This window comes from Kribbella sp. NPDC003505 (assembly GCF_040610875.1).
Lineage (GTDB): Bacteria > Actinomycetota > Actinomycetes > Propionibacteriales > Kribbellaceae > Kribbella.
In genome coordinates this window covers 299,721-312,982 of the sequence record NZ_JBEXNA010000002.1, presented here as the reverse complement: position 1 = coordinate 312,982, position 13,262 = coordinate 299,721, and the positions used below count along the sequence as shown (strand labels likewise).

Here is a 13,262-nt window from a genome sequence, read left to right as displayed (position 1 = left end):
CCGAGCGTAGTGGAGGCATCTGATGGGGCTGAGCGATTTTCCGCGGTACCCGTTGCTGTTCGGACCGAGCCCGGTGCACCCGCTGGAGCGGCTGTCGGCGTACCTGGGCGGGGCGAAGATCTGGGCGAAGCGGGAGGACTGCAACTCCGGTCTCGCGTACGGCGGGAACAAGACGCGCAAACTGGAGTACCTGATCCCGGACGCGCTCGCGCAGGGCGCCGACACACTCGTGTCGATCGGCGGTTACCAGTCGAACCACACCCGCCAGGTGGCGGCCGTGGCGGCCAAGGCCGGGCTCAAAGCGGTGCTCGTCCAGGAGAACTGGGTGGACTGGCCGGACGCCCTCAACGACCGGGTCGGCAACATCCTGCTCAGCCGGATCATGGGCGCCGAGGTGCGCCTCGACCCGGCCGGGTTCGGGATCGGCTTCAAGGACAGCTGGAAGCAGGCGCTCGCGGACGTCGAGGCCCGCGGCGGTACGCCGTACGCGATCCCGGCCGGCGCCTCGGACCACCGGCTCGGCGGTCTCGGGTTCGCTCAGTGGGCGTACGAGGTGCAGCAGCAGGAGCAGGACCTGGGCGTCTTCTTCGACACGATCGTGGTCTGCTCGGTCACCGGCTCGACGCACGCCGGAATGATCGCCGGGTTCGCGGGCCAGGACCGCCCGCGCCGGGTGATCGGAATCGACGCGAGCGCCAAACTCCAGGAGACCCGCGACCAGGTCGAACGCATCGCCCGGAACACCGCCGAGCTGATCGGCCTCGGCCGTGATCTCCGCGACGACGAGATCACCGTCCTCGAGGGCTGGGCCGGCGACGAGTACGGCATCCCGGTGCAGTCAACGCTCGACGCGATCCGTCTGACCGGCCAACTGGAAGGCATGATCATCGACCCGGTCTACGAAGGAAAGTCCATGGCCGGGCTGATCGACCTGATCCGCACCGGCGACATCCCGAAGGACTCCACCGTCCTGTACGCCCATCTCGGCGGCCAGCCCGCCCTGAATGCCTACAGCAGCCTGTTCACCCAGTCGCAGCGGATCGCCGACTGATCACCAGCCGCCGGCGAAGAACCCTTCGAGGCCGGGCAGCGGATGCGCCGCCGTGGTCGTGTTCGCCACCACCACGACGGCGAGTACGAGCGACAGGACAGGGACGAGCACGCCGTACCCGGCCAGCACTCGCCTGCTACGCCCGTTCGCTCTGGTGAATCGCCGCCACAGCAGGACGGTGAGTACGGCGAGCGCCGCGACCACGATCGCGCCTTCGACGGCCATCACCGCGTGGAACAGCACATAGTCGCTGGTGATCACCTCGAGCGGCGGTGACTGCTGCCCATCGGCCAACTGCTGCCTGACCTGCCCAAGCGTGTCGTCCAGCGGACCGGCCGGGGCGCCGACCAACATCGGGAGCAGCGAGCCGAACGGCGCCGCCATTCCATGGATGTTCGCCATCAGCGCCGCGAGCGAGACGACAGCCAGCGCGGTGCAGAGAACACCGCCCGACGCGGCCCCCGCCGCGCGGAGGCCACCTGTTCGCACGAACGTGCGCCACAGCAGCACGCCGAGCGGGACGAGCACGACCAGCAACGCACCGGCGAGCAGGCCCTTGGCCAGGTGGTAGCGGAACCAGTAGTCGACCACCCGTTGCAGGCCATGGTCGAAGTCCCGCTCGCCGGAGCCCCAGTACGTGACGAACTCGCTGCGAAAGGCGCCGACCAGGTGGCCCTCACTCCTCAGGTCGGCGGTCGCCCCGTCGCTCGCCAGCAGGCCCGGAGCAACGACGAAGGCGACAATGAGAGCGACTGCGAGAACGGCGAGCCTCTTCATGGGCACAAGCTAGGCGAATCCGTACGGCGTGAACCATGACGCCGAGGCGACCTCGACGGTAGCGCCCGCGCTACCCGATTCCGGGGCCGACGAGGGTGCCGACGAAGTAAGTGAGGGCGGCAGCTGCCCCGCCGAGGAGCAGCTGGCGCAGGCCGGAGTACCACCAGGACCGGCTCGTCACGCGGGAGACGACGGCGCCGCAGACGAACAATGCGGTCAGGGACAGGATCAGGGCCGGTACGACGCTGTTGGCCCCGAGCAGGTACGGCGCCAGCGGGATGAACGCGCCGACGGCGAAGCAGATGAACGACGAGGCGGCGGCGATCACCGGGTTGGGGAGGTCGCCGGGGTCGATGCCCAGCTCCTCGCGGACGTGTTCCTCGAGGGCCTGGTCGGGGTCGGCGTGGAACTGTTTCGCGACCTTGCTGGCCAGGTCCGGATCGAGGCCCTTCGCGCGGTAGGTCTCGGCGAGCTCGATCTCCTCGTCGATCGGGTGCTTCTTGATCTCGGCGCGTTCGACCTCGATCTCGGCGTGCGCGAGTTCGCGCTGGGAGGCGACCGAGGTGTACTCCCCCGCCGCCATCGAGAACGCGCCGGCGGCGAGGCCAGCGAGGCCGGCCAGCACGATGAACTTCGAGCCCGAGGCGGTGCCGCCGTCCATGCCGGCGATCAGGGCGAAATTCGAGACCAGGCCGTCCATCGCGCCGAACACCGCCGGGCGCAGCCAGCCGCCGTTGACATCACGGTGCGTGTGGTCGCCGTGATGCTCGGCCGAAACCTCGGGCGTCTCAGTCACGAGACCCTTCGCTGTTGCTCGCGGTGGTCGCCTCGGCAGCCGGCCCCGCCGAGGCGGGAGGCGCATCAGCAGCCCCTCCCCCGGTGCCCGGGGAACCGGGCGCGGCGTCGGCGTCGGCGTCCGCCGTCGCGTCGCTCGGCTGGGCGTCGTCCTGCTTCGCGTCACCCGGCTCGGTGGCGTCCTTCGCCTCTCCGGTGGGCTTGCCGGCGGCCGGGCCGGTGCTGATGTCTTCCTGGCCGGGGTAGCGCTTGGCGCTGATCACGAAGGCCACGACCGCGAGCACGAACAGGATCAGCGCGGTCCAGACGTTCAGCCGCAGGCCGAGGAAGTGGTTCACGGTGTCGATGCGCAGGTTCTCGATCCACGCCCGACCGGCGGTGTACGCCGCGACGTACAGGAAGAACGCCCGGCCGTGGCCGAGCTTGAACCGGCGGTCGGCGAGCAGGATCAGGGCGACCACGCCGAGATTCCAGACGGCCTCGTAGAGGAACGTCGGCTGGAACGTGGCGAAGTCCTTGTACCCGGCCGGACGGTTGTCGAAGGCGATCTCCAGGCCCCACGGCTTGCTCGTCGGGCGGCCGAACAGCTCCTGGTTGAAGTAGTTGCCGAACCGGCCGAAGATCTGCGCCAGCGCGATCCCGGGCGCCATCAGATCCGCGACCGCCAGGAACGGCACCTTCGCCCGCCGGCACGCGATCCACGCGCCGAGCGCGCCGAAGCCGACCGCACCCCAGATGCCCAGCCCGCCGTGCCAGATCTTCAGCGCGTCGAGCGGGTTCTTGCCGGCGCCGAAGTACAGCTCGGCGTCGGTGATCACGTGGTAGATCCGCGCGCCGACGAGCCCGAACGGGATCGCCCAGAACATGATGTCGGCGAGCACCGGCGCCGATCCGCCGCGCGCCACCCAGCGCCGGCGGCCGAGCCAGTAACCGGCGAAGATGCCGGCCAGGATGCACAGCGCGTACGCACGGATCGGCAGCGGTCCGAGGTGCCAGACACCCTGGCTCGGACTGGGGATGGTCGCCGGAATCAACACGGCGGAACTCAGACTAGACATGGCAAGGAGAGACGCTACTCGACCCGTCAGACCACGGCCAGGAACGCAGGGTCACGATGCGATCGCGTCCACGGCCTGCTGCAGGCCGTCGGGTGTCAGTTGGCCGGCTTCCAGCTGCTTTCCGTTGACGTACACGGTCGGCGTACCGGTCACGCCCCGGTCGTCGGCGGCCTTGCCGACGGACTCCAGCCAGCTCGCGTACGTGTCGTTCTGCACGGCTTGCTGGTACTTCGCGTCGCCGACCCCGAGCTGCTTGCCGAGCTCCATCAACTGGTCGGTGGTCCAGGACTTCGAGAAGTCGCCGTACAGCTCGTCGACGAAGCTCAGCGCCTTGCCGTTCGCGGCCGCCGCGGCGAACGCGTTCGCCAGCCGCGGCGAGGCGTCCGGGTTCACGAACTGCAGCGGCCAGTAGGTCAGCGTCGCCGTACCGTCCTGGACGAGCTTGTCGATCGTCGCGCCGGTCTTCTCCTCGAACTCCGCGCAGTGCGGGCAGCGGAAGTCCAGGTACAGGTCGATGGTGACCTTGGCGCCGCTCGTGCCGACCGTGACGCCCTTGCCGGCCGTGCCCGGACCGGTGACGACCGCGGGCTCGGGGCGCCCGTTCGAGCTCACCTCGACCTTGGAGTGGCCGCGGTAGTACTGCACGCCGACGCCGGCGCCGAGGGCCAGCACCAGGACGATCATCACGATGATCCCGGGTGAGATCCGGCGCTTCTGCTGCTGCAGCAGCGGATTCACGGGGGACTTGGCCTTGCTCACGACGCGGTGGCTCCTTGCGGCTCTTTGTTCGGTTCCGCTACGACGGCGAACTTGCTGACGGGGTTGAACCACAGCCAGCCGGCCAGCACGAGCAGGCCGGCGTCGCGGAGGATCTCCTGCAGGTACTTCGTTTGCCCTGGCGCGACCTGACCGCCGCCGCCGAAGCAGCCGCAGTCGATCGACAGGCCGCGGGCCCAGGCGGACGCCACCGCGGCGATGAACACGACCATCAAGACACCGGCCGCGGCCGCCGAGGCCCGGACACCGAAGCCGATGATCAGCAGCAGCCCGATCGCGATCTCCAGGAACGGCAGTCCCCAGCCGACCGGCTCCACCAGCGAGGACGGGAGCAACTCGTAGGCACGAACCGCCTGCGCAGCGGTCTCCGGGTCGGTCACCTTCAGCGCACCGGCCACCAGCATCACGCTGCCCAGCACGAGCCGCGCCACCAGCGACACCCACGACTTCACCGGTTGGCCTCCACCAGTTTGCCGAAGTCGTGCGCGAGGTCGCCGATCGCGGCGTTCGACAGCCATAGCACGGTCGCCTTGTCGTTCTTCCCGAAGCCGATCACCTGCGCTCCGTGACCGACCTCGTACCCGCCGGAGGGCAGCTTCTGCATCCCTTCCACCGGGACGCCGACGGCCTTGGCGATGTCCTTGATCGACGTCAGCGAGCCGGTCAGCCCGACGAACGACGGGTCGAACCGGTCCAGGTACTTGCGGATCACCGGGCCGGTGTCGCGCGCCGGGTCCGTGGTGATGAACAGCATCTGGATCTGGTCCTGCACCTGCTGGTCCAGCTTGGTCAGCGCGGACGCCACGTCGGCCATCACGGTCGGGCAGACGTCCGGGCAGTTCGTGTACCCGAAGAACACCAGCGTGACCGGCTTCTTGGTCGAGGTGACCAGGTTGAACGGGTTCCCGCCGGTGTCGGTCAAGGTGGCCGCGGGCATCGAGTACGGCCGGTCGAGCGTCGCGCCGCGCAACCCGTTCGGGTCCTGGCTGCTGCGGATGATCGCGCCGCCCGGATTGTCCGGCTTCTCCTCCTTGCCGCTGCAGCCCGCGAGGGCAAGCAGGGCCACCGCCGCCAGGAAAAGGACGGCGGTGCTCCTGGTTCGACTCACGGCGGTACTAACGAGCAACGGTCGCACGGGGTTCCCGGCGGACGCCTGCGGACAGGTCCTCCGCCAGCGCACGAACCGCAGCCGGACCACCCTCGCCGAGCGCCTTCACGAGCGCGGCGCCGACGATCGCGGCGTCCGCGAACGCGGTCACCCCGGCCGCCTGGTCGCCGTTCGAGATGCCGAGGCCGACACCGACCGGCAGACCGGTCGCCGCGTGGGTCCGGGCCACCAGCGGCGCCGCCAGCTCCGACGGCTTGTCCCGGGCGCCCGTGACACCCATCACAGCGGTCGCGTACACGAACCCGCGGCAGGCGGCCGTGGTCATCGCGATCCGCTCGTCGGTCGACGACGGCGACACCAGGAACACCTTGTCCAGGTCGTGCTTGTCCGCGGCCGCGACCCATTCGGCGGCCTCGTCCGGGATCAGGTCGGGGGTGATCAGCCCCGCTCCCCCGGCACCGGCGAAGTCCGCGGCGAAACGGTCCACGCCGTACCGCTCGACCGGGTTCCAGTACGTCATCACCAGCACCGGGACGTCCGAGTACGCCGCGAGCTTCTCGACCGTGCTGAGCACGTCACGGGTGCGCAGACCGGCGGCCAGCGCGATCTCGGTGGCGCGCTGGATGGTGACACCGTCCATCACCGGGTCGCTGTACGGCAGGCCGAGCTCGATCACGTCGGCGCCGCCGTCGACGAGCGCCTTCAGCCCGTCCAGCGCCCCGTCGTACGACGGGAAACCGGCCGGCAGGTATCCGACGAACGCGCCGCGGCCCTCGTCGTTCGCCTTCCGGATCGCGGCACCGGCCTTGCCCAGGGCAACGAGCTCACTCACGGCCGGATCCTTCCTCGCCCAGGCCGAACCAGGTCGCGGCCGTGTCCATGTCCTTGTCGCCACGGCCCGACAGGTTCACCAGGATGGAAGCCTCCGGCCCCAGCTCCTTGGCGATGTCGAGCGCGCCCGCGACCGCGTGCGCGGACTCGATCGCCGGGATGATGCCCTCGGTCCGCGACAGCAGCCGGAACGCCTCCATCGCCTCGGCGTCGGTGATCGGCCGGTACGTCGCCCGGCCGGTCTCGGCCAGCCATGCGTGCTCCGGGCCGACGCCCGGGTAGTCCAGCCCGGCGGAGATCGAGTGCGACTCGATCGTCTGCCCGTCCTCGTCCTGCAGCAGGAACGACCGCGCGCCGTGCAGGACGCCGACCTGGCCGGCGCTGATCGTGGCCGCGTGCCGGCCGGTCTCGAACCCGTCGCCGCCCGGCTCGACGCCGTACAGCTTCACGTCCTGGTCGCCGATGAACGCGGTGAACAGACCGATCGCGTTGGAGCCGCCGCCGACCGACGCGACCGCGGCGTCCGGCAGCTTGCCGAGCAGCTCGAGCGACTGCTCCCGGGCCTCGTCGCCGATGCCGCGGACGAAGTCGCGGACCATCGCCGGGAACGGGTGCGATCCGGCCGCCGTGCCGAGGATGTAGTGCGTCTTGTCGACGCTCGCGACCCAGTCGCGCAGCGCCTCGTTGATCGCGTCCTTCAGGGTCCGGCTGCCGGTCTTGACCGAGATCACCTCGGCGCCGAGCAGCCGCATGCGGGCCACGTTCAGCGCCTGGCGCTCGGTGTCGACCTCGCCCATGTAGACCACGCACTCCAGGCCGAGGTAGGCGCAGGCGGTCGCGGTCGCGACGCCGTGCTGGCCGGCGCCGGTCTCCGCGATCACCCGCGGCTTGCCCATCCGCTTGGTGAGCAGCGCCTGGCCGATCGCGTTGCGGATCTTGTGTGCGCCGGTGTGGTTCAGGTCCTCGCGCTTGAGCAGGATCCGCGCGCCGGCGACGTCCGACAGCCGGGTCGCGTCGTACAGCAGGCTCGGGGCGCCGATGTACTCGCGCAGCATCCGCTCGAACTCGCCGGTGAACTCACGATCGGCCATGGCTTCACGCCACGCCTGGGTGAGCTCGTCGAGCGGCGCGATCAGCGCCTCCGGCATGAACCTGCCGCCGAAACGGCCGAAGTGCCCGAACTGGTCGGGCAGCACAGTACTCATCCGACAAAACCTTCCGACCCGGCCCGTACGGCGCGGGGAGAGTTACGGCCCCGCACCGTTTGGACCGGGCGGGCGTTCTAGTGCCGCTGCTGGATGGCGGGGTGCGATCCGGCGGCGACGAGGTCGGCGACCGAGGCGCGCGGGTCGCGGCCGGTCACCAGAGTTTCACCGACGAGGACGACATCGGCCCCGGCGCGCGCGAACTCGATTACATCATGCGGGCCGCGAACCCCGGACTCGGCCACGCGGACGAGCTCGGTCGGGATCGTCGGCGCGACCCGGGCGAAGGTGTCCCGGTCGACCTCGAGGGTCTTCAGGTTGCGGTTGTTCACGCCGATGAGCTGGGCTCCGGCGTCCACCGCACGCCGGGTCTCCTCCTCGTCGTGCACCTCGACCAGCGGGCACAGGCCGATCGACTGGGCCCGCTCGATCAGCGAGACCAGCGCCTCCTGCTCGAGCGCCGCGACGATCAGCAGCACCATGTCGGCGCCGGCCGCCCGGGCCTCCCAGAGCTGGTACGACGAGACGATGAAGTCCTTGCGCAGCACGGGGACGTCGACCCGGCCGCGGACCGCACGCAGGTCGTCGAGGCTGCCGTTGAACCGGCGCTCCTCGGTGAGCACCGAGATCGCCGCGGCGCCGCCCTGCTCGTACTCCCCGGCGAGCGCGGCCGGGTCGGTGATCTCGGCCAGCTCGCCCTTGGACGGGCTGGACCGCTTCACCTCGGCGATCACCGCGATCCCGTCGCCGCGGAACACCGGCATCGGGTCCTTGGCGTCGGGCTTGCGCTGGGCCTCGAGCTTCAGGTCGTCCAGGCTGACCCGCGCCTGGCGCTCCGCGAGGTCGGCCTTGACCCCGGCGAGAATGTCGTCAAGCACAGTCATGTCCGTCCGCCCTTCAGTGGTCGCCGTCGGTCGGGACCCCGAAGCCCAGCAGCTGCAGCACCTTGCCGGCCAGCGCCCCCAGAACCGCGATCCCGACGGAGATCCAGAACAGCACCCAGTTCGGCCCGAGCACCATCGCGATGGCGCCGAGCGTGAACGCGACCAGCACGATCGCGACCGCCGTCCACGCCGCCGGGCTGTTGCCGTGCAGATCGTGCGGAGCCTCGTCCTCGATCCGGCTCGCCCCTTGATCGGCCACCGTATTGTCCATAATTGGCGCCACTCCTCCTCGTCGTCCCGTCCTATTGTGGCGGTAGCCCGCCGCGATCAGAGAGTCGGGTCCTCCCCGGCGTCGATCGCCTTCCACTGATCCGCTCCGTGATCCGGCCCAGCCGCCGCCGGATCACGCTCGTAACGGGCCGTGGCCCGCCTCCAACGGTGCGCGGTCAGCACGGTCAGCAGACCGGCCGCGATCAGCGCGATGCCGCCCGCCAGCGCGAACCACGGCGCCGGGCCCAGGGACTGCGTGACCTGGTCGGCCAGCACGTCGCTCAGCTCGGGCCGCAGCCGGCTCAGTTCCGGGCCGTCGGGGCGCACGCCCAGGGCGACGAAGATCGCCGCGAACCCGAGCAGCGCCACCAGACCGCCCAGGACTCTCCGCAGCGCCGTTCCCGCCAGCCTGAGCACCACGACGGCCAGCACCGCGGCGAGCGCGAGCGTCACCGGGGCCTTGGTGATCGTGTAGCCGTTCAGGACGACGTCGTTGCGGCCGTTCCCGGGGTCTGCCGACACCCAGGTCAGGTACCCCGACAGCCCGAGCAGCACCAGCGCCGCCAGGGCGAGGACGTCGACGATCCGTTGCGGCCTCATACGTCGGTGAACGTTCCCGCGACCGCGATCGCGTTGAGCACGGCGGCCGCCTTGGTCCGGCACTCGGCGTCCTCGGCGGCCGGATCCGAGTCCGCGACGATGCCGGCCCCGGCCTGGACGTACGCCGTCCCGCCGCGCAGCACCGCGGTGCGGATCGCGATCGCGGTGTCCGCGTCACCGGCGAAGTCCAGGTAGCCGACGACGCCGCCGTACACGCCGCGGCGGGTGATCTCGAGCTTGTCGATGATCTCCATCGCGCGCGGCTTCGGCGCCCCGGACAGGGTGCCCGCGGGGAACGCGGCCGTGAGCGCGTCGAACGCCGTCAGACCGGCCTTCAGCTGCCCGGTGACCGTCGACTCCAGGTGCATCACGTGGCTGTAGCGCCGCACGTCCATGAAATCGACGACCTCGACCGTGCCCGGCGCGCAGACCTTGCCGACGTCGTTGCGGCCCAGGTCGACGAGCATCAGGTGCTCGGCGCGTTCCTTCACGTCCGCCCGGAGCTCCTCCTCCAGCGCGTGGTCCTCCTCCGGCGTGGCGCCGCGGCGGCGGGTGCCCGCGATCGGGTGCAGGATCACCTTGTTCTCGGTGACCTTCACCAGCGCCTCCGGGCTGGAGCCGACGATGTCGAACCCGTCCAGCCGCACGAGGTACATGTACGGGCTCGGGTTGGAGCGGCGCAGCACCCGGTAGATGTCCAGCGCGGACGCACTGCTCTGCAGTTCGAACCGCTGCGAGACGACGATCTGGAACGCCTCGCCCGCGCGGATCTCCTCCTTCGCGTGCTCGACGGCCTGCCGGTACTCCGCGCTGGAGCGCTGCCGGTGCGGCTCCGGCTGGGCCTGCCGGTCGGCGCGCACGACGTACGACGGGGTCGGCTGCGCGAGGTCGCGCTCCATCGCGTCCAGGCGGCGGACGGCGTCGGCGTACGCCTCGTCGACGCGCTCGTCGGAGTCGTCCCAGTTGACCGCGTTCGCGATCAGCCAGATCTCGCCGGTCTCGTGGTCGAGGGCGGCCAGGTCGGTCGCGAACAGGAAAGTCAGCTCGGGCAGGCCGAGGTCGTCGGTCGTTGTGTCCGGCAACCGCTCCAGGCGGCGCACGGCCTCGTACCCGAGGAAGCCGACCATGCCGCCGGTCAGCGGCGGCAGGTCCGGCAGCCGCGGCGTGTGCAGGATCTCCAGAGTCTCGCGCAACGCCCGCAGCGGGTCGCCGTGGTCCGGCAGGCCGACAGGCGGGTTACCCGTCCAGACTGCCTCGCCGTTGCGCTCGGTGAGCGTCGCGGCGGAACGGACGCCGATGAACGAGTACCGCGACCAGACGCCGCCGTTCTCCGCCGACTCGAGCAGGAACGTGCCCTCGCGCTCGGCGGCGAGCTTGCCGTACACCCCGATCGGCGTCTCGGCGTCAGCCAGCAGCCGGCGCGTCACCGGGATCACCCGGCGGTCCTTGGCGTACTCGCGGAAGGTCTCCAGGTCCGGGGCGGTCACGCTACCTGCACCTCGATCTCACCGTGCTCGAAGCAGCTGCGGGTGCCGGTGTGGCAGGCCGGCCCTTCCTGGTCGACGAGGACCAGCAGGGTGTCGGCGTCGCAGTCGACGAGGAGCTGCTTCACGTGCTGACGGTGGCCGCTGGTCTCGCCCTTCACCCAGTACTCCTGCCGGCTGCGCGACCAGAACGTGCTCCGCCCGGTCGCCGCGGTCCGGCGGACCGCCTCGGCGTTCATCCAGCCCACCATCAGGACCTCGCGCGTGTCGTACTGCTGCACCACCGCCGGGATCAGACCGGCCGCGTCGAAGGTCAACTCGTCGATAGTCACCCACCCATTGTCCCCGATCCGGGGTTGCCTTCTGACCACGGTCCGGATGAAGGTGTCCGGATGACGCTGAGCGAATACCCAGTGATCGACGGGCACAACGACCTGCCGATCGCTTTCTACGAACTGTGCGGCTACGACCTGGACGCGTACGACCTGGGCGGCTCGGTGCCGTCGCTGAACACCGACCTCCCCCGGCTACGGGCCGGCCAGGTCGGCGGGCAGTTCTGGTCCCTGTGGGTGCCGCAGGACGAGCACGCGGTCCGGCGTACCTTCGAGCAGCTCGACTTCGTCCGGCGCCTGGTCGCGCGTTTCCCCGCGGACCTGGAGCTCACCGACACCGCCGACGAGGTCGAGGCGGCGATCAAGGCGGGCCGGGTCGCCTCGCTGATGGGGATGGAGGGCGGCCACTCGATCGGCGAGTCGCTCGGCGTCCTGCGGGTGATGCGGGCGCTCGGAGTCCGGTACATGACGCTGACCCACAACAACAACGTGTCCTGGGCCGACTCGGCCACCGACGAACCGGTGCTCGGCGGGCTCAACGAGTTCGGCGAGGAAGTCGTCCGGGAGATGAACCGGATCGGCATGCTGGTCGACCTCTCGCACGTGTCCGCGGACACCATGCGGCACGCGCTCCGGGTGACGAGCGCGCCGGTGATCTTCAGCCACTCGTCGGCGCGCGCGGTCTGCGACGTACCGCGGAACGCGCCGGACGACGTCCTCGAGACGCTGGCCGGCAACGACGGCGTCTGCATGGTGACCTTCGTGCCGTACTTCACCTCGCAGGCGTACGTCGACTGGGTCGCCGGCGCGCGGGAGGCGGCCCAGGACCAGGGCCTGAACCCGCTGAACCCGGAACATCAGGCGAAGCTCGCCGAGAGCTACGGCGTGCCGAAGCCGCAGACCACGCTGGCGGACGTGGTCGCGCACGTCGAGCACGTCCGCGAGGTGGCAGGCGTCGACCACATCGGGCTCGGCGGCGACTACGACGGGTGCCCCGAGTTCCCGGTGGAGCTGCCCGACGTGGCGTCCTACCCGGTGCTGTTCGAGGCGCTGGCCGGCCGCGGCTGGAGCTCCGAGGACCTCGGCAAACTTGCCGGAGGCAACATCCTGCGCGTGCTCCGGGCCGCGGACGACGTCAGGGCCTAGGCTTCCCGGTACTGGGAGCGGACCTCGTCCAGCGCCTGCATCCCGGCGGCCTGGTACGTCGCGACCGCCCCCTCGTTGGTGGCCGGTGTGACCGTGTAGATGCTGGAGGCCCCCATCTCCCGCAGGTGCCGCGCGCAGCCGAGGACCATCGCGGTGCCGTAGCCGCGGCCGCGGTGCAGGCGGTGGACGCCCATCGGCTCGATGTAGCCGGGGCGTCCCTCGCCGGCCGACCAGACGGTCGCCGCGGCCACCGACTCGCCGATCTCGTTGCGGAGCACGAGGCAGCGCGCATCGGCGTACGGCAGGCCGTCGGACATCGCGAACCAGCGGTCGTCGGTGAAGGTCGACCCGTCGAACGACGCCCGCTGGACGGCGGTCCGCTCGTGGGCCTCCTCCGCGCCGATCACGTCCACCCGGGCGCCGGGATCCGGCACCGGCTCGGACAGGTCGCGGCGCAGCGGCACCCACGGTGCGTCGGCGTTCCAGCCGTCCTTGAACAGCAGGTCCTGGACGAGCGCGCCCATCGGCGTCTCGACGTACACCTTGCCCTCGATCAGCACGCCGGTCGCAGGCGCGGAGACGTCGTCGACGATCCGCTGCGCGAGCTCCTCGTCACGCTGGACGTCCGGCGCGATCGACATCCGCAGCCAGTCCGGCTCGTCGAGCATCCCGATCGCGACGATCTGCCCGCCCCGGCGCCAGACCCGCGTCGCCGCCGCCGTCCGGTCCTCCCCGAACCGCCAGAACCAGCCGAGGTCCCCCGGGTGCAACTGCAGCGGCACATCCTCCCGCTGCCACTCCCGCAACACCGCCACCACGTCCCCCAGCTCACCGATCCCCGGCGTACTCAACTCGATACCCATCCCCCGATCACACACCAAAACCCCACCCATCCGCACGCGACTTCCCGCACTACCTCGAAGCCCGACTTTGTGCACCGTGTC

Annotated in this window: 16 protein-coding genes; 2 read left to right on the top strand and 14 right to left on the bottom strand. The window is 70.6% G+C overall.

Going from position 1 to position 13,262, the window contains the following annotated elements; genetic code table 11:
• Window positions 1–22: 22 nt before the first annotated feature.
• Window positions 23–1,051: a 1-aminocyclopropane-1-carboxylate deaminase gene (locus ABZX12_RS05930; RefSeq protein ID WP_355690238.1), complete on the top strand. Its 1,029-nt coding sequence runs from the start codon at window positions 23–25 to the stop codon at window positions 1,049–1,051.
• Here ABZX12_RS05930 and ABZX12_RS05925 read toward each other — a convergent pair whose 3' ends face one another.
• The 13 genes from ABZX12_RS05925 to hisI form a co-directional block, all read right to left on the bottom strand.
• A complete protein-coding gene (locus ABZX12_RS05925; RefSeq protein WP_355690237.1) occupies window positions 1,052–1,828 on the bottom strand; it encodes a hypothetical protein in 777 nt (258 codons plus the stop codon).
• A gap of 70 nt (window positions 1,829–1,898) precedes the next feature.
• Window positions 1,899–2,624 (bottom strand): VIT1/CCC1 transporter family protein, encoded by a 726-nt coding sequence (locus ABZX12_RS05920; RefSeq protein WP_355690235.1) that lies wholly within the window; start codon window positions 2,622–2,624, stop codon window positions 1,899–1,901.
• Window positions 2,617–3,681: a prolipoprotein diacylglyceryl transferase gene (gene lgt / locus ABZX12_RS05915; protein WP_355690234.1), complete on the bottom strand. Its 1,065-nt coding sequence runs from the start codon at window positions 3,679–3,681 to the stop codon at window positions 2,617–2,619. The genes ABZX12_RS05920 and lgt overlap by 8 nt, the downstream gene beginning before the upstream one ends.
• Before the next feature lie 51 nt (window positions 3,682–3,732).
• The gene (locus ABZX12_RS05910) at window positions 3,733–4,440 is read right to left on the bottom strand and encodes a thioredoxin domain-containing protein (RefSeq protein WP_355690232.1); all 708 of its coding nucleotides are present in this window, start codon (window positions 4,438–4,440) and stop codon (window positions 3,733–3,735) included.
• Entirely contained in the window at window positions 4,437–4,910 is a 474-nt protein-coding gene (locus ABZX12_RS05905) for a MauE/DoxX family redox-associated membrane protein (protein WP_355690231.1), read from the bottom strand. The genes ABZX12_RS05910 and ABZX12_RS05905 overlap by 4 nt, the downstream gene beginning before the upstream one ends.
• Window positions 4,907–5,566 (bottom strand): SCO family protein, encoded by a 660-nt coding sequence (locus tag ABZX12_RS05900; protein ID WP_355690230.1) that lies wholly within the window; start codon window positions 5,564–5,566, stop codon window positions 4,907–4,909. The genes ABZX12_RS05905 and ABZX12_RS05900 overlap by 4 nt, the downstream gene beginning before the upstream one ends.
• Window positions 5,567–5,573: 7 nt before the next feature.
• Complete coding sequence (gene trpA, locus ABZX12_RS05895; protein ID WP_355690228.1) at window positions 5,574–6,398, bottom strand: tryptophan synthase subunit alpha; 825 nt, start codon at window positions 6,396–6,398, stop codon at window positions 5,574–5,576.
• Window positions 6,391–7,602 carry a tryptophan synthase subunit beta gene (gene trpB, locus ABZX12_RS05890; RefSeq protein ID WP_355690227.1) on the bottom strand — a complete coding sequence of 404 codons (1,212 nt, stop codon included), beginning with the start codon at window positions 7,600–7,602 and terminating at the stop codon, window positions 6,391–6,393. The genes trpA and trpB overlap by 8 nt, the downstream gene beginning before the upstream one ends.
• A gap of 77 nt (window positions 7,603–7,679) precedes the next feature.
• Complete coding sequence (trpC, locus tag ABZX12_RS05885; protein WP_355690225.1) at window positions 7,680–8,486, bottom strand: indole-3-glycerol phosphate synthase TrpC; 807 nt, start codon at window positions 8,484–8,486, stop codon at window positions 7,680–7,682.
• 13 nt (window positions 8,487–8,499) lie between these two features.
• Window positions 8,500–8,757 carry an HGxxPAAW family protein gene (locus ABZX12_RS05880; RefSeq protein ID WP_355690224.1) on the bottom strand — a complete coding sequence of 86 codons (258 nt, stop codon included), beginning with the start codon at window positions 8,755–8,757 and terminating at the stop codon, window positions 8,500–8,502.
• 56 nt (window positions 8,758–8,813) lie between these two features.
• Window positions 8,814–9,356, bottom strand: coding sequence for a Trp biosynthesis-associated membrane protein (locus tag ABZX12_RS05875; protein ID WP_355690223.1), 543 nt, complete (start codon window positions 9,354–9,356; stop codon window positions 8,814–8,816).
• A complete protein-coding gene (locus ABZX12_RS05870; RefSeq protein ID WP_355690221.1) occupies window positions 9,353–10,843 on the bottom strand; it encodes an anthranilate synthase component I in 1,491 nt (496 codons plus the stop codon). The genes ABZX12_RS05875 and ABZX12_RS05870 overlap by 4 nt, the downstream gene beginning before the upstream one ends.
• Complete coding sequence (hisI, locus tag ABZX12_RS05865) at window positions 10,840–11,172, bottom strand: phosphoribosyl-AMP cyclohydrolase (protein ID WP_355690219.1); 333 nt, start codon at window positions 11,170–11,172, stop codon at window positions 10,840–10,842. Before hisI ends, ABZX12_RS05870 begins: the two co-directional genes overlap by 4 nt.
• 60 nt (window positions 11,173–11,232) lie before the next feature.
• Here hisI and ABZX12_RS05860 point away from each other — a divergent pair, with 60 nt between their 5' ends.
• Window positions 11,233–12,318, top strand: a complete 1,086-nt coding sequence (locus ABZX12_RS05860) for a dipeptidase (protein ID WP_355690218.1) — start codon at window positions 11,233–11,235, stop codon at window positions 12,316–12,318.
• Here the strand turns inward: ABZX12_RS05860 and ABZX12_RS05855 are convergent.
• Window positions 12,315–13,181: a GNAT family N-acetyltransferase gene (locus tag ABZX12_RS05855; RefSeq protein WP_355690216.1), complete on the bottom strand. Its 867-nt coding sequence runs from the start codon at window positions 13,179–13,181 to the stop codon at window positions 12,315–12,317. The two genes, ABZX12_RS05860 and ABZX12_RS05855, sit on opposite strands and share 4 nt — an antisense overlap.
• Between the last annotated feature and the right edge of the window lie 81 nt (window positions 13,182–13,262).